The 15,701-nt window shown below is 61.0% G+C and carries 18 protein-coding genes and 1 pseudogene; 7 read left to right on the forward strand and 12 right to left on the reverse strand.

The genetic code is table 11. From position 1 onward, the window contains the following. Positions 1–209 precede the first annotated feature (209 nt). Both AC1DD3_RS08740 and AC1DD3_RS08745 read left to right on the forward strand, forming a co-directional pair. Entirely contained in the window at positions 210–365 is a 156-nt protein-coding gene (locus AC1DD3_RS08740; protein WP_476881443.1) for a hypothetical protein, read from the forward strand. After that, complete coding sequence (locus AC1DD3_RS08745; protein WP_476881444.1) at positions 362–988, forward strand: DUF6308 family protein; 627 nt, start codon at positions 362–364, stop codon at positions 986–988. The genes AC1DD3_RS08740 and AC1DD3_RS08745 overlap by 4 nt, the downstream gene beginning before the upstream one ends. 158 nt (positions 989–1,146) lie before the next feature. Here the strand turns inward: AC1DD3_RS08745 and AC1DD3_RS08750 are convergent, their stop codons facing one another. From AC1DD3_RS08750 to AC1DD3_RS08790, 9 genes and pseudogenes are all read right to left on the reverse strand, one after another. Then, positions 1,147–1,905, reverse strand: a complete 759-nt coding sequence (locus AC1DD3_RS08750) for a hypothetical protein (RefSeq protein ID WP_476881445.1) — start codon at positions 1,903–1,905, stop codon at positions 1,147–1,149. Between the two features lie 42 nt (positions 1,906–1,947). Then, positions 1,948–2,298, reverse strand: coding sequence for a hypothetical protein (locus tag AC1DD3_RS08755; RefSeq protein ID WP_476881446.1), 351 nt, complete (start codon positions 2,296–2,298; stop codon positions 1,948–1,950). A gap of 129 nt (positions 2,299–2,427) precedes the next feature. Then, entirely contained in the window at positions 2,428–3,309 is an 882-nt protein-coding gene (locus tag AC1DD3_RS08760) for a zinc finger domain-containing protein (RefSeq protein WP_476881447.1), read from the reverse strand. A 354-nt stretch (positions 3,310–3,663) separates the two neighbouring features. Continuing rightward, positions 3,664–4,599, reverse strand: a complete 936-nt coding sequence (locus AC1DD3_RS08765) for a hypothetical protein (protein ID WP_476881501.1) — start codon at positions 4,597–4,599, stop codon at positions 3,664–3,666. Positions 4,600–5,005: 406 nt separating this feature from the next. Next, positions 5,006–5,311 (reverse strand): annotated as a pseudogene (locus AC1DD3_RS08770) (relaxase/mobilization nuclease domain-containing protein); the annotation flags it as partial. Between the two features lie 158 nt (positions 5,312–5,469). Then, on the reverse strand, positions 5,470–5,877 hold the full coding sequence (locus AC1DD3_RS08775) for a hypothetical protein (protein WP_476881448.1): 408 nt from the start codon (positions 5,875–5,877) through the stop codon (positions 5,470–5,472). 217 nt (positions 5,878–6,094) lie between these two features. Continuing rightward, complete coding sequence (locus AC1DD3_RS08780; protein ID WP_476881449.1) at positions 6,095–6,400, reverse strand: hypothetical protein; 306 nt, start codon at positions 6,398–6,400, stop codon at positions 6,095–6,097. A 56-nt stretch (positions 6,401–6,456) separates the two neighbouring features. After that, the gene (locus tag AC1DD3_RS08785) at positions 6,457–7,320 is read right to left on the reverse strand and encodes a Rep family protein (protein WP_476881450.1); all 864 of its coding nucleotides are present in this window, start codon (positions 7,318–7,320) and stop codon (positions 6,457–6,459) included. Continuing rightward, positions 7,320–7,616 carry a helix-turn-helix transcriptional regulator gene (locus AC1DD3_RS08790; protein ID WP_476881451.1) on the reverse strand — a complete coding sequence of 99 codons (297 nt, stop codon included), beginning with the start codon at positions 7,614–7,616 and terminating at the stop codon, positions 7,320–7,322. The genes AC1DD3_RS08785 and AC1DD3_RS08790 overlap by 1 nt, the downstream gene beginning before the upstream one ends. 756 nt (positions 7,617–8,372) lie before the next feature. Between AC1DD3_RS08790 and AC1DD3_RS08795 the strand changes: the two genes are divergently transcribed. Then, on the forward strand, positions 8,373–9,488 hold the full coding sequence (locus AC1DD3_RS08795; protein ID WP_476881452.1) for a tyrosine-type recombinase/integrase: 1,116 nt from the start codon (positions 8,373–8,375) through the stop codon (positions 9,486–9,488). Positions 9,489–9,588: 100 nt separating this feature from the next. Here the strand turns inward: AC1DD3_RS08795 and AC1DD3_RS08800 are convergent, their stop codons facing one another. Then, complete coding sequence (locus AC1DD3_RS08800; protein WP_476881453.1) at positions 9,589–10,113, reverse strand: hypothetical protein; 525 nt, start codon at positions 10,111–10,113, stop codon at positions 9,589–9,591. Positions 10,114–10,720: 607 nt separating this feature from the next. Here AC1DD3_RS08800 and AC1DD3_RS08805 point away from each other — a divergent pair. The 3 genes from AC1DD3_RS08805 to AC1DD3_RS08815 all read left to right on the forward strand — a co-directional run bounded on the left by AC1DD3_RS08805 (position 10,721) and on the right by AC1DD3_RS08815 (position 12,955). Further along, a complete protein-coding gene (locus AC1DD3_RS08805; protein WP_476881454.1) occupies positions 10,721–11,236 on the forward strand; it encodes a hypothetical protein in 516 nt (171 codons plus the stop codon). A 25-nt stretch (positions 11,237–11,261) separates the two neighbouring features. After that, positions 11,262–12,185 (forward strand): hypothetical protein, encoded by a 924-nt coding sequence (locus AC1DD3_RS08810; RefSeq protein WP_476881455.1) that lies wholly within the window; start codon positions 11,262–11,264, stop codon positions 12,183–12,185. A gap of 167 nt (positions 12,186–12,352) precedes the next feature. After that, on the forward strand, positions 12,353–12,955 hold the full coding sequence (locus AC1DD3_RS08815; protein ID WP_476881456.1) for a recombinase family protein: 603 nt from the start codon (positions 12,353–12,355) through the stop codon (positions 12,953–12,955). A 103-nt stretch (positions 12,956–13,058) separates the two neighbouring features. Here AC1DD3_RS08815 and AC1DD3_RS08820 read toward each other — a convergent pair whose 3' ends face one another. After that, complete coding sequence (locus AC1DD3_RS08820) at positions 13,059–13,385, reverse strand: histone-like nucleoid-structuring protein Lsr2 (protein ID WP_476881457.1); 327 nt, start codon at positions 13,383–13,385, stop codon at positions 13,059–13,061. Between the two features lie 176 nt (positions 13,386–13,561). After that, positions 13,562–14,152 (reverse strand): HIRAN domain-containing protein, encoded by a 591-nt coding sequence (locus AC1DD3_RS08825; protein ID WP_476881458.1) that lies wholly within the window; start codon positions 14,150–14,152, stop codon positions 13,562–13,564. A 1,074-nt stretch (positions 14,153–15,226) separates the two neighbouring features. On the opposite strand from AC1DD3_RS08825, the gene AC1DD3_RS08830 reads away from it, so the two are divergent. Continuing rightward, on the forward strand, positions 15,227–15,610 hold the full coding sequence (locus AC1DD3_RS08830) for a HesB/IscA family protein (protein ID WP_476881459.1): 384 nt from the start codon (positions 15,227–15,229) through the stop codon (positions 15,608–15,610). Positions 15,611–15,701: the final 91 nt, after the last annotated feature.

Genomic DNA, 15,701 nt, shown 5'->3' on the forward strand with positions numbered 1-15,701 from the left:
GAGCCGGAACGCCTTTCCCCATCAGGACAAGCTGACAGATTCAGGCACCAACAAGAGATGGCCGAGGACGACGCGACGGCGGTGGGTGATATCGACCTGACCTGTGCTTAGACTTCGACCCTGCGACTCTTTGATACTTCTTTCGCAAACGACCGTCGCAGCACGGACAATGACGGACGTGGTCCGCGCAACAGCCATAGGGGAACTTCATGGAACTTCCAGCCATCCTGAGAGAAGAGAACGTCGGGGCCGCGGCTGAACTGCTCAGGCGCTACTACCTCGAACGATCCACCAAGACGGGAATGCTCAGCACGGGCAGCTACTTTGACGAGTGGGGGGGGGCCGCGGTGACAACCCGGACGTGAAGGACAGGATCACCGACAGCGACGCTGTCGCCGTGTCCATGCTCAGCGTCAAGGTACCGGCCCGGGCCATCATCGGACTGCAAGAGCAACCCTTGGCAGCCCATATAGAGAAACTCCTGGCCGATATCCCCACTGATGTGAAGATGAGCGAACTCACGGTCCAGCAAGCTCAAGAAAGGCTTGGGGAGGGCAGTCCGGCATGGCTGCTCTGGAAGGAGCTGCGGCGCACACCGAAGACGCGCTGGGATGTCGGGGCCACCATCGCCAGCAAGATCCTTGCGAGGAAGCGGCCGCATCTCATTCCCATCTGGGACAAAGTAATCGGGTCAGTCGTGGGCAAAGACTCCGCGGCGGACCAATGGCTGAACTGGCACAACCTCTTTATGGAAGACCCTGACCTTGCGGGTCGGCTGGCGCGCATCCAGGAACTCTCGACGGTCCAGACACCGATTTCCGAACTGCGCATCATGGACGCCATCCTGTGGCGCTACGGCAAGGACCAACGCAAGTACGGCGCACTGGTGGAGACCAGTTACCTTCTAAGCTCACCCGCGAACACGCGCCGCCTCATGGTCGCGCTGGATTCCGTCCGCGACGTCGGAACCGACGAGGATAAGCCTTAGAACCGTAATGGGACACGTCTCGGCTTGGACTGCGTGGCTCTACAGGCTATCCGTCTGGGGACGAGCCGGCGCTGAGCAGCGTGGCACTCTGCGCTGACGGTGGCGGCGTCCATCGAGACGGCCTACGTCTATTCCGAGGAACCGGTCAGCCCCGGGCTTCAACGCCCGCGCGTCCTGGCGATCGGCGGCAGCTTCATCTTGGATAGACGTGTCACCGTCGGCGAAGTCGCTCGGCCCAGTTGCTCGTCCAGGGTGACTTTCAGCCGCGCGGCGAGGATCTCGCGACGCAGCGTGGCGAACACCTGCTCCTTGTTGGTCGGATCGGCTCTTGAGGCGTTGCATGCAAGGCTTCGTCGCGTCGCTTCGTTTTCTCCGGATGCCGGAGGATCTTGCCTTTCGTCTTGGCGGTCCGCTGCGAGTTGGACACGGTTCTGAGGGGTCGACTCATCTCTGTCCTGCTCGATTGCAGCCCTGCATTCCGCAATAAGATGCCGGATCTCGTCGTCGTGCATCCTCGTGTACGACTCTGCCCAGACGGTATCGAGGATCGATTTGTCCTCAGGCCCGGTCAGATCGCTACGGGCCAGTGCCTCAAGGATCGTGGTGCCGTAGAAGTGCCTCGTGTCGTTGTTGGAGGCAGCAGCCCCGAGGGCCCACTGGGTGCGCCGAATCCATTCGGCCCTGGCGTCCGCCTCACGCCTCCGCCCCAGGCTGTCGGTATGGGTTGCGGCGTTGCCAAGGAGAGCCCTCTTCTGACGTCGCAGTTTCAGCAAGAGGAGAACGGCCGCCCCGATGATGACCGCCGAGAGGGCGATGGATGAGAGAGGGGAAATCTGCGTCCACCACCCCGGACCTTCCGGCACTGGGGCCTCATGGGGTGCAGCTACGAGCACCCGCAGCGGTTTGCCAGCAGTCATGGCGTTGCCGTTCTCTTTAGTCGACGCCGCTCCAATGGAAGCTCAGTCAAGTTCATCCAAAATTCGGGCTATTTCCTGAAGCGTCACTGCATCAATCTGACCGCTCTGACAGGCATGAAAATTGCGCACGCCGGCGCGGCGCATGCTGCGGAGCAGAATAAGTTCCGCCTCGACGCGTTCGGAGAGGGGGCCGTCCTCCTCCAACAAGTATTCATGGCTAACGCCGAACACCCCTGCCAAGGCCCGCAGGAGCTCCTCAGGGAGGGTCTGCTCCTTGCCGGCTTTCAGCGAGTCCCACTGCTCCCTGGAGACGTAGAAACCGTGCGCTTGGGCTGCGTCGCGGACTGCCGGGTAGTCGGAGGGTTTTCCGTTCTCAGCTGGGATGGTGTCCACGAGTAGGTCGACTTTCCGGGCAAGCGTCTCAGGTCGTCGCCAACGAGGACCATGCTCACGGATCAGATCAAAATCGTTCATGTGTTCAACTCCAGGTCACTGCTATCCGAAACGATTGAACGGTGCCATCTATCCGCGGCGAATGCTTTGGCTTGTTCGCGCCAGGATTGTGTATCTTCCTTTGTGCATAGTTGTCTCGGTTCCTGCCCTGCTGCGGCAGGCCGCGCCTGGTGCACTTTCACATCGCGGGCACGACCGTGCCATGCCCTTTCTCATTCTTTCTTCAAGCTTGCGATTTTCCTCCGCCCGGATTCGCTCCCACTCCCTGGCCTCGATTCGCTCTGTAACCAGCTGTGGGGGGCTGGAATGCGCGCTGATCCCCTCCGCGTAATTAACCGTGAGCTCCGGCCGCTTCTGCCCAAGGTCAGCCAGCCACACGATTTGTTTTGGGGAGAGTGGCGCACCGCCGGGTGAGGACCACGAGGGCTGCCCCAAGTCGTCCTCCCCAGGAAACTCGGGCGCAAGAAGAGTTCCGGCGCCCACGTGTTCGCAGGCCCGCTCCAGAAGGGCGATTTCGCCTGTCACGATGCGCCGCGCATCCATAACGGCGCCATAGGAGGAACGCAGGTTGATGCGCACGTTGACGCCTACGAGCTTGTCAAGGACATGGCTCAGTGCACTCCGGGCACTTTTAAGGGACTGGATCAGCTCCGGGAAGGTACACTCGACCGCTTCGGGAAGGGCCTTGGCAAGGCCCCGTTCCTCTGGGAAGGCCCAGTGTTGGACGTTTTCTGTGTAGACGCTAGTAATTTCGTCGATGAGGTCGTCAGTCAGACTCTGGTTTCCGCGAACCTCGTCGAGGAAGGTGGAGACTGTATCGTGCCCGGCCACGGCCATCTCCCACTTGAGGATTTCGAGAAATCCTCTTCTGGATAGCCTGCCGTTCTTGTAGGCCTCTAGTGGCCGCTCCAGATGATTGAGGGGGGTGTGCGTGCCCGGCTTCGTGTTCATGGAAGTTGAGCCTAGCCATGCTCAAACCCGCTGATCGCCACGCTCTCCGGGTGGGCGTACGAGCTCGGAAATTCGCAGCTTCCAAGGTGTGCTCGTAGACGAGCAGGAAGCAATCTTTTGTAAAGACCCAACACGGCTCGTCGAAGTGGAGCTATGTGATTAAGTTCACGTGTCCGGTGCGCAGCTTCTGTGGTGTCACGGACGCGCGCCCCCTAATTGAGTCGGTCGTCATGGTGGTTCGGATGGGACGAAGACCGGAAGAAGACGGAGGGCCAGCACCGGGTCGATCCGGGCTGGCTGCCTCCTCCGAACGACCGAATGGCCCCTGTTCTCGGAACCAGGCGGTCGCCTTTCTCAGAAGCGTCTAAAGGCCTCGTGCAGCTTCTTCCCGAGCTTCCAGGTGAGCCAGCCGAAGCCGGCCAGCACGACGAAGGCAGCGCCGGCGATGCCGAGCTTCCAGTACCACTCCTGGGCGCTCAGGAACCATCCCCAGAGTGTCTGAAGAATCGGCTGGAACCCGAATGCCGTCCAAACAGTCTGGGCCGTTCCGAACACCACCCAGACGGCTATCGCCAGCGGCAGGAGCGCAGCACTGACCTGGCCCACTGTGCGCCAGGTCACCGTTCCTCGGAGCTGCGCGACTTGTTCCCCCGCCCGGCGGACCTGGTCACTGACCTGCGTCCCGGCTTCGTTGAGCGCGGCGCGACTCTCTTCCAACTGGGCCAGCATCGGACGGCTCGCATCAGCGAAAGCAGTCTGCATGGCGTGCTCATGGACCAGGAGCTGCTCACCGAGTTGGGGAACCAGATAACCGGCCAGTTTCTCGTGGTCGATGTTGACGGCGCGTTGGCGATGCACGGCATCAGCCAACTTCAAGTTCGTCGTTCCGAGCGCCTTGATCTGCGCCGACACTTTCTGCATCAAAGCGTGGGCGGACACGTCCGCGGCCCGCACCGTCGTCCCGTCGGGGAGCTTGACGGCCTTGGAGCTGGCCAGCAGTTCCAGCATCTCGCACTGCGTCGTGGCAAGTGTTGTCAGCATCTTCCCGTGTGAGTCGTTCGCGGAGGCGTTGGAGTTGCTCAGCTGCTGCATCAACTGCTGCGTCTGCTCCACTCCCTGACATGTGCTGATGAAGCCGTGTGCCATCGAGTTGAATGACCTCACGAGCTGCTGCTGGTTCTCTTCGATCTCGTCGAGTCGGTCGAGCAACGAACATAACGTCTCCGAAGTCGGTTGCTGCTCGTGGTTCTGGTCGTGGTGCTGCTGGTTGAGTGCCTCCATGATTCCCATGCCTTTGCTCCTTCATTTCCTGCTTTTTTGTAAATACCTTCTCCAGGCCTTCTGCTGTGAACTCCGGTGACAGCGACGAGGCCTTGCGCCGCCGCACCCGGGGATTCTTTCCGGGCGCGGACCCGTCGCGCATCTTGTAGGTGATGCCGGTGGCGGTCTCCCCGGCGGTCTTGCTTCGGTACCCGTCGCTGACAACTTTGTGTTCCGCTGTGATGACCTCGACGCCGCGGGCATTGCACGCCGCCGTGAACGTCGCTATGTCCACCGCGGAGGGGTCGAGACCCGCCTGCTCGATCGCATCGCCGAGCTGCCGGTCGAAGGCCGCCACGTCATCACGCTTATTGGCCCAGTAGGAACCTCGTATGGACGCCGGTGCCGGCGCGGTCACCTGCATCCCTTCCTCCTGCATGAGGGCGTCGTTGGCCCGCTTCACCTGCCAGTGCACGCGGAAATCCCGTGGTGCCTTACCTGTCACGGCGTCGTGGTTCAGGATCGTGATGTGAGCGTGGACGCAGCCGCCCCTGCCGTCGTCGTGAACCACGACCATCGCCGGACTGTTGGGCCGCATCGTCTTCGCCAGCAGGAACGCCAGGTCACCCGCCCGCCTCAAGTCGCGGGGATCGTTGACATCCAGTTCGTCGGGATGGAAGGACAGCACGTAGGAATGGGCCTTCACCCTGCGGCCGTTCTGCTCGGCCAGCCGGTTGCCCATCTTAATGAACCCGTCGATGCTCGGTGCATCGCAGTAGAACCCCGGAGCCAGCCGGTCGGTCCCTGCCGCTTTATGGCCCCTCTTCTTCGCCCCGACACCAAACTCCAGATAGTCCGCGCGGGTCCCCAGTGCGTATACCGGAGACACCGTCGTGATGCTCACGGGCACTCCTTCCCACTGAGAGCGTTGACCATGCGTTCATAGTGCTCCGTCAACGCGTCGACCACCGGAGCGAGGGCTCCCAAGTCCAGCACTCCCCGATGCCCCAGGCGACTCAACTGGTTGAGATTCACCCCGACGCGCTTCACGCCGACCCGGGCAGCATCCAGAACCCTGAGCTGACGCTCGGTGAGCGCAGCCGGAGGCGGCTCTGCCGCCCCGGCGCCGCCGCCCTGCCCCTCAGCCTGCTTCGCCGCGGCAAGAGCCGCGCCCCTGACGAAGGCCGACGGCGGCAACCCCCGCCACATCGCCACCTTCTCGACCAACGCGAGTTCAGCTCCGCTGAACCGCGTGTCGATCCGGCGGCTCCTCCGCTGGGGAGCAAGCTGTTTTGAAGTGCCGCTCATATACCCGCCTCCAACCGGCCATGAGGCAAGAAAACTGCGGTGGAAAACGAACGCAAGCAGGCACTCTGTCCGACACCGCTTCGCTCGTCGTCCAGTGCGCCGCTTGCGAGGGGCTGGGCTCCGCCCTTCCCCCTCGACCCCCAAACCCGAACCAGGGCACTGCACCCGCGTGCTTCGGCGCCCGGATACTGGCCGTCGACGACAGGCTGCCCGCCGGTCACGGCGCATCCTCCGTGCTGCGTCCGTCGTGCGGAGTAACGCCATTCCCGCCGTTGCCTTGGCCCGCCGGCGGCGGCACCGCCCTCGATGTCTTGGCCCGCGTGGACCGCTGGGCCGACTCGGCGGCAAGCTGCGCACGCGCTTCACCCTCGAGCTGAGCTGCCGGCCCAGGGTGCTTGTCGCGCATCAACATGAGCATCCTCGTGTCCACGGCCTGCTGCTGCTTGCGCTCACGATCCCGCAGGAGCCGGAGCTTCTTCGCTGCCGCTGATTTGACGGCTGCAACCTCATCTTCAATAGACATAGTGTTTTTCCTTAGGTAGGTTCTCCAGCCACGGGTGGTGAACTGGAAGTTACGAGTTACGCCGCGTTTACGATGCTGTCCTTGCCCATAACGACGTTGCTGGCCCGCAAGAGGCGGTCATAGCTATCTCCCTCGAAGCCGAGCCGATCGGCGATCCAGCTCAAGGTCTCTGTCAGGGTCACTCCAGTGCGCACCCGGAGTCTCATGTCTTGGTGGTCGGGCGTCAGGGTGCCCGCTTCGACGTGGGCCATCCTGCATTCCTCGGCCAGGCGTTTCAGCGTAGAGAAGTGTTTCGCGTACATGAGCGGGTCGGTCTCACGGACTTCCCATATCGACAGGTTCCCGGACAGCACTCCGACTTTGACCTCGTCCAAGCGTGTCGGGAGCTTCAGGGGTCTTGCGAAGTGGGCTTCTATTTCGCCTCGCCAATCAAAGTTGGCGACGACATTGGTGTCCGGGTAGCGGTGCTTACCTAGAGCCTGTTGCGTTGGATCTTCGTGGGTCAGGTAGCGGAGGTAGCTCGCAAAGCCGCCCCTGCCGCCCAAGACTTGGACTAACTCCAGCGGCACACCGAACCACTCGGCGATTTGCTCACGGGTCCGGGCATCCCTGCACTGCAACGCGATATGGATGTGGGGAGGAACCCGACTTCCATCACTACGACGGTCCTTGTCGTGCTCGGTCCATGCCCACTTGGTGATCGAACGGTGGGCGAGGCCCCTCTGGAGTTGCCTCGGGGTCATGAGTGCCTCGCCCGTCTCCGGATGATGCAGGTACTGCGTGATCTTGAATGAGCTATAGCGACGCGGTGCGGACTTCTTGTCCTTGGACTTGGACCGGACAGAGGGTCGTCCAGGGTTGCGGGGACTGACCGCTCTCGAAGTGTCGTTCGCGACGGAACGGTTTTTTGCTGCCGGCATTAGTAACGCACCTCCTCGGAGGTGCTGTGGTGCTCCTGGGAAAGCAGCCAGGCTTCGACGGCCGCGGACCGGTAGCGGACAGTTTTGCCCAGTCTGATGAAGGCGGGACCGCGGCCCGTGATGCGCCACTCGCTGAGAGTGCGCTCGGTGACGTCCAGTTGTCCGGCGAGGGCCGGCGGAGTGAGAAGGCTGTCCAGCACCGGGACGCGAGTACTCGAGATGTCGCGTTCTATGGCGGTCAGGCGCTCGGCAATGGAGCTGAGGGTGGGTCGGCTGATTGAAACGGTTGTAGACATAGGTATCCCTTGCGGCTTTTCAGCGGCAAGAGGATCACCCGACGAACCATTTCAGATCGCTATGTCGGCCGTGCACCTTGTGGTGCGTATCCACTCGGGGAGATTACTCTCCACTACTCCTTGTGATTGTTTTCGGAGCTTTGATCTCGTGTGTCACACAGTATACACACATGCGTGAGTGGTCCCACGAACTTCCACATTTCTCTACATAACCCGCTATTTTGGGCGAGCACAGATTGGCACACTTCGGGGTTATGGACACATCGCGACTGTTCGCTTGGCCTCGATACGCCCAACCAGGTCAATGATGGCGCTGATATCGACGCAGAATCACCCATCGACCCTCGGACTGTCGCGCACAGTTCGGCACAGCTCGGCTTCAGCCTCACTCAAGAGAAACTGCCTCTGGGCGCGCGGGCGTAGAGCCCAACAATGGCACCAGTTTCGGCCCAGTGCCCCCTGCCGCAGGCTTTTCGAGCACAGTTGAGCACGCCAATTTTCAGAGTTTTTGGTGTCGGAATAAAGTCGCAAATCGGCGGTACATGCGGCACGCGCCTTAAAGCAGCGGAATCCCCTGATAAACCAACAAAAAGCCCTCTCAGGAGCTGTGCCATCTTTTGTTTCAAAAACGCTACACGGTCCTGCGAAGTCACAGATTCCGGCACTCCCAATGCATTTTAGACGTTTGACGGAATGCCCAAACTAACATTTACTGACACTTCATCCGCACCACGGCATCTACAGGGAAGGTAGAGCATGGGGAGTATCCACGCCTACGAAAATAAGAGCGGCAAGTGGTACCGCGTGCTCTATAAAAAGCCGAATAACACCCAGGGCCAGAAGCGCGGATTTAAACTCAAGCGTGATGCTCAGGCCTTCCTGGACGGCGTGGAGGTCTCCAAGCGGAGCGGCCAGTTCATCGCACCGAGGGACGGGCACATCACTATCGAAACCCTCGGCGCAGAGTGGCTGGCAGCCCACAAGCACACGGTCAAACCTTCAACATTCCACAGCATCGAAAGCGCCTGGCGAAACCACGTCCACCCCAAATGGGGGGACCGTTATGTCTCTTCACTGCTGCGCTCGGAGATCAAAGCGTGGGTGGCCTCCCTCTCCGAGCATCGCAGTCCCACAACGGTGTCACGTTGCCTCGGCGTACTCTCAGGGATTCTTCACGACGCCGCGGAAGACAAACGCATCTCCTCGAACCCGGCAGAGGGCGTCAAAATCGCCCGCCGGACAAGCCGTCCCCGTGGGTACCTGACGCACAGCCAGGCTGAAGCCCTTGCCTTGGAATCCAAGTACCCCGACTTTGTGCGGTTCCTGGCCTATACCGGTCTCCGATGGGGTGAGGCCACCGGCCTGCGGGTCGGCCACGTGGACCAGCCTGCACGGCGCGTACTCATCGTAGAAAACGCCGTCAACGTCAACGGCAAGATGGTCACCGGCACACCGAAAATGCACGAAAGTCGTTCCATCGTCTATCCAGCGTTTCTGGCACCTGCCATTGAGTCTGCCTGCGCCGGTAGGGAAAGTCATGCCCTCCTTTGGGGCGACGGTGTGAACTACCTTCGCCCGGGAAACATGGAGAGTGGGTGGTTCGCCGCGGCCCGGAAACGCGCGCAAGTGAACGACCCGACGTTCCCCACCATCACACCCCACGACCTCAGACATACGGCGGCGTCGCTAGCCATCAGTGCCGGCGCGAACATCAAGGTGCTCCAGCGGATGCTTGGACACGCATCGGCCGCGATGACCTTGGACCGCTACGCCGACTTGTTCGAGGATGACTTGGACACTGTCGCCGGCGCGCTCCACACGGCCCGCCAGGATCAGCTCTGGCACCGGGACGCCACGGCGCCTGAGACCTGAACTGCAGGATGTTCGGCCTCCCGGAATCCACGGTGGCCTCGGCAACAGGCAGGCACAACGACCTGCTTAGACTGGCGGCTTCCATGTCATGGCCGGGGGTTTAGTAGCGGCCGAGCGCATGTTCGATTTCCTCCATGCACTCCCACACCTCTTCCATTACGGAATGCAACCTAGCGCCCATTTCGTCCAGCTCTTCAGGGCTGTGAACAGTCGCCTCCATTAGCCCCTTTGCGTTTAGACGGCGACTGAAGAACGCTGTTGTGCCTGGAGTCAACGATCCTCCTACGGATCCATGGAGGATCTTATTTCTTTGCTGCAGGGCCTGTTGAGCATTGGCTAGAACTCCCACTACCCGGTCCTGTAGCTCCTGGGACAATGGTGAATAAACCGAAAGCGCGAGCCTCCTCGACGTTTGGATCAACTGCGAGGCCGGCAGGCCCTCCGTCAGGGTCGCTCCCACCCCGCTCCGCCCATTTATGAGCGCCGAGCAAAAGTGGGCAAGTGTCTGTTCCAGCCATGCGGCCCAGATTGCGATCCGTCCTACAGCAGCTTCGCCCTCCAACGACATCGAGGTGTACGTGCGGTAATCGGGCAGTGCTGCATCCTCGGTAGCTTCTGGGTCCATGGACACCAATCGTAGTCAGCGTTGGTGGACTTGCCGGCTACAGGGGCCTTCCTTGTCATAATTTCGGGATTCGGCCGCCGTAATGTTGTGAAGGTGCCAGAAACCCGCAACTCATACCTGTTGAGCCTCCGAGGTCTCGAGCTGGCCTCCGCGCGAGTAAAAGAGGCATGTAAAGGTAACGACGTCGACGCTGCGGCAATCGAAGCACATTTCGCTCTTCATGCCGTATACGACCTTCATGAAGCGTACTTTGTCCCTCGTGGGATGAAATCCGGCAGGGACCAAGACGCGGTCTACTCACAGGAGAACGGCCAAGTGGTCGGGGCGCTCGTACTGGCACGCGGGGCACTGACACATCAGTTGGTCACCTTCCCTAGGCCAGGGGGATTTCCAGACAAGCCCCATGGCATGGGGCCTTACGGTCCCGGGTGGATTTGGAAGGAACACACCTCAACGGACTTCCGATATGCAACACGTGCAGCTTGGTACGGGAAACGCGTCCAGGGTCGTCTCTTATGGACGCCGCTCGACGAAGCATGGGGTTGGTTCCTCGAACGCGTACCCAACTAGTTCGCCTCACTGCATTTCCACCGGTATCGTCCGTGGCATGACAGCAAAAATTACCGAGGGGGAATGGAGCCCTTTACCCGGCGCAATCCCCGATAGCATGCAGCCGAACAAGGTCTACATCATTCCCACCAGGAAGCCGGTGGACGACGACGGTGACACTATGCCGCGCTACACGGACAACGTTCGATACCTGCCAAAGGCCGCACGCGCCGCTGGTATCCCGGTGGAGTTTTCGACTCCAGAGGGTACGCGAAAGTACCTTCAGGAGTTCAGTATTGACCCCGAGATGTGGGCGCTTGGCATTGCTCTCGTGAACATGACCAGTGATTGGCTCATTTTCACGGTCGAGCAGTTCCTCACCCATCGCGCAAAGTCCCAGGGGTGGACCGACGAGAGCGTACGGGAGCTGCCCCTAAAGGTCTCCATCGCCGAAACCAGCACGTCACGGAACGTCGAGATCGAGGGCAGCGGTGCCGAGGTCCTCGAAGCTCTGCGAGTAATCAAGCAGCAGTCCCTCGACCAGCCTGGCGGTGGCCAAAGTGACAGGACCTAGGGGCCGTCGTTTCACAACGGTGATTATGCAGTGGGGACCTATACCGCCATCGGGTGGACCGCACCGCGAACGCTATCTCGACGTAAACGGCAGGGAGTCACTACGAACTGCCGACGAGTCCTACGCTGCAGCGCTGGCGGCTCTCGGCGAGCACGCTAAAGATGTTCCGTCGATGCACACGCCGTTAGTAACAGATGACGATGCGCTTCGTCGAGAAATCCAGCGGCAGAAGCGCTCCGAGTGGCTCGCCTGCTCGGCGATGATTGACAAGGAAACGCTCGCCACAGTCGAGCCGATGATCCGAGGCTCCGAGGCCGCAGCCGTAGCCGCACTAAATTACCTCGAGGATCACGAATTGGCGGAGGTAGCTCACACGGCGATCCACCGGGCGGCTTTCATACGCCGGGGTCTGTTTGGCTGTCCCATCGTTTTGCGAGACGACGATGAGTTCTGGACGAACTGCTCCGTCAACATTTCCCACCTGCGCGTTGGAATGTCCGCCGGGCTCATCAGCGACTTCGAATGCTCGATCTGCGGGCGACTGGTCGAGGACTGCGACCACACCATGGCCGAGTTTTACGATAAGACCGCCTTCCGAGACGACGACGGAAATTGTTCCATCTGCCGGGCAACGCGGTGCGACCACGAGATCGGGAAGGCTTACCCGACCGAGGCCTACGCGAACGCCCGCAATATGAGGGCCGAGGAAGTATCGATGGTCGCGCGTCCGCGCTACCCGCAGGCACGGATGACGGAGGAGTCTATCGACTTGGGAGCGATGGGCGACAACCCACGAGTTCGCCACGCAGCGAAGCACAGAAACCTAAACTGCGACGGGTGTCTCGGCCCGTGCAAGGGCTTCAACGACATGAGGACTTGGGACGAAGGCGGGACAAGTGTGCCCGAGAACGGCGATGACGATTACGAGATCGACAACCTCGGATCCTAGACCCATCTCATAACCCATGGGATACGAGACGTCTCGCCGGGACCACGCCAAGTCCGCGATGGCGGCGGCCAAGATTCCGCCAATTCTCGGGAGACTTCGCGGCGCCCGCGATTCTCATAACTACGTCTCGAAACCCTCTGGTTGAATCGGTGTATTCACCATTAGTTATGAAACACCCTGGAGCAGGCACGGCGAAACTGATCGGCTACGCACGGGTTTCGACGCGGCAGCAGTCCACTGACCGGCAGCAGGCAGACCTTCTGGCCGCCGGCGTCCGACGGGATGACTTCTACATCGACCGCGGCGTCTCCGGGGCCAGGTCCTCGCGACCTCAGTTCGACCGAGCACTGGACGCACTGGTCGAGGGCGACACTCTCGTCATCACCACCCTGGACCGGCTCGGGCGATCCACGCAGAACATGCTCGCCTTCGCCGACGCTCTCCAGACCCGCGGCGCCGGCCTCAGAGTCCTGAACCCGGGCGGGGGCGACGTTGATACCTCGACACCGATTGGCTCGATGCTGTGTACCGTCATGGCCGCCCTCGCCCAAATGGAACATGAAATCAAACGCGAACGCGTCGCCGACTCCATCAGCAAACGGCGGCAAGCCGGGCTGGACCTGGGCGGCCGGCCCCGACGTATCACGGACAGTCAGGTCCGCAACGCCGTGCGTCTGGTCGAAGGAGGCGCACCTGCTGCCCAGGTTGCCCGCGACCTCGGAATGTCTCGCGCAACGTTCTATCGACGCTCCCAGGCCCTGGCGCCCTAGAGAACCACAGCCGCCGCTCCCCTACCTCCAGCGACTCGATCCGGCCCTGGGGCTTTAGCCCCGTCGGCTGCAGCTCAGCCAAGTCTTAGCCAGGCCGGCCTTTTCAGTGGGCCTCCTCATACGCTTTCATGATGTCTCGACTGATCCGGCCCCGGGAGCTGGGGCTGTACCCGTTGGCCTCGGCCCATTCCCTGATTCGCTGAGTCTGTTCCCGGTTCGACGTCGTGGCCCTGCCTCTCTGGCCGGTTGAGGATCCACGAACACGCCGACCACGAGCAATATAGGGTCCCAGCGCCTTGCGCAGCCCGGCTGCATTCTCTTCTGCCAGGTCGATTTCGTACTCGACACCATCGAGGGCAAACCTGACCGATTCTTGGGCTTCCTCGCCTGAAATGTCATCAATCAGCTGAACATGAACTTTGCGGGCCAATGGGGTTCCTTTGCTCGGATTAACGGTGCAGCTCCCCCATGCCAACGCCTATCTTTGAGCTCAACACTACCCAAGCCCGCCATCTACCACCGTGAAATGGCCGCCGGATATCGCTGCGTATCAGATGACAGCACCGCCCGGATTTCGAATCGGCAAAGCCGGTCGTCGTCCCTCTTTCAGTCCCTCTGAAGGTAGGCAAGCATCTCCGGGGTGGTCAGGAGGACACGGGGCGAAGCCGCCTTGCTCTGAATTACGATGCCATCCAATTCCTGACCGGCGTCCAAGAGCTTGGCGACCCACGTGGCTCGCTGTTTGTTCACGTAGCCGAACTTCTTCGCTGGGCGGCCCGTCGTGATCGCGACAGCGTTAGCGTCGTGTTCGTTGTTGGGTTCGCGGACAGCCTGAACGCGTTGGCCGTTCCGGAACTTGAACGGTTTGTTCGGATCCTCATAGAAGCCCATGCCAACGACGCGGAACGCGAAAATCTGAAAATGTCGCAACGCAAGGATTTTGTAATCGACCAACTGCCCGTTGTGGAGGGCCAAGTCCAGGCCGTTGCTGGACGATACGAGGCGAAGTGGCGGCATACCGTCAGGGCCGGCCACCAGTTCGCTCTTGGCTTCTGCCGGCGGAACATAACCCGCGCGGTAGCTCTTGACGCTTTGACCGGCGGCCGCAGCCTTAGCCTTTTCTGCCTCGTAGTTTCGCCGTGCAGGCGAACGGCGAGGCGATCCCCCGGAGTCCCCGCGCAGCGGGACCGGAGTCACCGGCGGCAGGCGAGCTGGTTTAGGGGACACCGTTGACAAGCTCGCCGGTTCCTGAGCGCCCGGAGCTGCCGCTGTGGTCCCGCCAAAAATTGCCTTTACTTTGTCCCAAACCCCCATGTGCTGACTCTATCGAGAGCGGCGGATGAAGGGTGTGTGAATCGCTGGAGGTACAGGACCCTGGCTTGACGCGAACGGGGACAGTTGCCTGACGTCCGATTGTGCTGTGCCCGAATCGTTCAATCAAAAACGGCCCAAGAGAGCTATTGACCTACTTTGGTATCGGTCGTGAGTTCTGACCAACCGCGCACTACCACTCCCGTCCTGCAGTTGCGTCCGCTCAACCACTCGCAGACTTGAGGAAACTACTAGCGACCCGGAGGACTCTGCTCCCGGTATCCTGGGGCAGCCACGGAGGGTTGCTCGAGGAATGCCTTAACGCGTTCGACATACTCTCGAAAGTAGAGCCTGTAGTGCTGTTCATGTTGGAAAACATAGCCTCCCGCCTCGGCCGGCAGGCTGAAGTACTGCCCGACTTCGAGGACCGTGGCTCCGCCCTCCCCCGGGCGTAGGAAAGTCCGCGTACGCGCCGCAGCGTCTTCTGCTCCCAAGCTCCTGGTGATAGCCAGTTGCTGCGGAATCTCTTCCAGGACCTCGAGTGCCGAAACTTGCTCCACACCATCTCGGACCGAGATAAATACCTGGATTTCCCCGGCTCCCTCCACCGGCGGAGCTCGGAATCCTCGAACCACGTCCGGGAATAAGAGCACGCTGTTCTCCGGTGGTTGGATGAAGTCCCACACCTGCCGTGGTGAGGCGTAGATGGTGGCGGAAGCAGATACGTAATGCACGGAAGCTTCAGCCACTGGCTGCATGCCCGACCGGCGTTCGAACCAAGGACTCATGGCGAGAGTGTTTCATCGCAGTCGCTGACCGACAAACCGCCACACTCAAGGATGCCTTCTTGGGCGCGGCAATAAGGGTCGTTTTGACGACCGCCTAGTGGCGCCGATCTAGCGGCACTGAATACATCGAATGTCACCAATCCCCGCTTCGGCCTCGATTAGAGTGTCCGCCATGGCAGAGATCGTGTTTCCACCATTCATCGTCACCGCCGCAGCCATTCGTCAGCTGGAATTGATTGGAGGGCATGCGCGGGTGGACATCCAAAACGGAGGCTGCTGTGGGAACACATATGTGTTCACCCAGGGCCCAGGCAATGACTCGGATACCAAATACGGATGTCCCGGTGCGGAACTGTTTGTCAGCGACGCTGCACGGGCCGTGCTGGTCGGAGCAACCCTCGACTACAGTCCCACGGTCAAACCTGCGCGCTTTCGGGTGCTAAAAAACCCGAACACTCCCAAGCGGTGTCCCTGCAACCGCTCCTTCGGACGCGACTGGCCAGGAAAGGGACAGCCTGCATGCGCTGCCCGCACCCCAATGCCTTGGGAGACATGAGTTTCGGTTTCGGTCGCGGGCGCCATCAACTGTAAACACACAGGACAGCGCCAGTCGGTCGGCGCATACCGTCGTTTTTGACCGCTCCTCC

It is taken from the genome of Arthrobacter sp. 05T444 (assembly GCF_056395905.1).

Coding starts and splice junctions, on each gene's coding strand:
- AC1DD3_RS08815 (WP_476881456.1), top strand. CDS start 12,353: ATGAAACACCCTGGAGCAGGCACGGCGAAACTGATCGGCTACGCACGG.
- AC1DD3_RS08785 (WP_476881450.1), bottom strand. CDS start 7,320: ATGCCGGCAGCAAAAAACCGTTCCGTCGCGAACGACACTTCGAGAGCG.
- AC1DD3_RS08740 (WP_476881443.1), top strand. CDS start 210: ATGGAACTTCCAGCCATCCTGAGAGAAGAGAACGTCGGGGCCGCGGCT.
- AC1DD3_RS08760 (WP_476881447.1), bottom strand. CDS start 3,309: ATGAACACGAAGCCGGGCACGCACACCCCCCTCAATCATCTGGAGCGG.
- AC1DD3_RS08790 (WP_476881451.1), bottom strand. CDS start 7,616: ATGTCTACAACCGTTTCAATCAGCCGACCCACCCTCAGCTCCATTGCC.
- AC1DD3_RS08780 (WP_476881449.1), bottom strand. CDS start 6,400: ATGTCTATTGAAGATGAGGTTGCAGCCGTCAAATCAGCGGCAGCGAAG.
- AC1DD3_RS08810 (WP_476881455.1), top strand. CDS start 11,262: ATGCAGTGGGGACCTATACCGCCATCGGGTGGACCGCACCGCGAACGC.
- AC1DD3_RS08830 (WP_476881459.1), top strand. CDS start 15,227: ATGGCAGAGATCGTGTTTCCACCATTCATCGTCACCGCCGCAGCCATT.
- AC1DD3_RS08805 (WP_476881454.1), top strand. CDS start 10,721: ATGACAGCAAAAATTACCGAGGGGGAATGGAGCCCTTTACCCGGCGCA.
- AC1DD3_RS08800 (WP_476881453.1), bottom strand. CDS start 10,113: ATGGACCCAGAAGCTACCGAGGATGCAGCACTGCCCGATTACCGCACG.
- AC1DD3_RS08795 (WP_476881452.1), top strand. CDS start 8,373: ATGGGGAGTATCCACGCCTACGAAAATAAGAGCGGCAAGTGGTACCGC.
- AC1DD3_RS08775 (WP_476881448.1), bottom strand. CDS start 5,877: ATGAGCGGCACTTCAAAACAGCTTGCTCCCCAGCGGAGGAGCCGCCGG.
- AC1DD3_RS08750 (WP_476881445.1), bottom strand. CDS start 1,905: ATGACTGCTGGCAAACCGCTGCGGGTGCTCGTAGCTGCACCCCATGAG.
- AC1DD3_RS08765 (WP_476881501.1), bottom strand. CDS start 4,599: ATGGGAATCATGGAGGCACTCAACCAGCAGCACCACGACCAGAACCAC.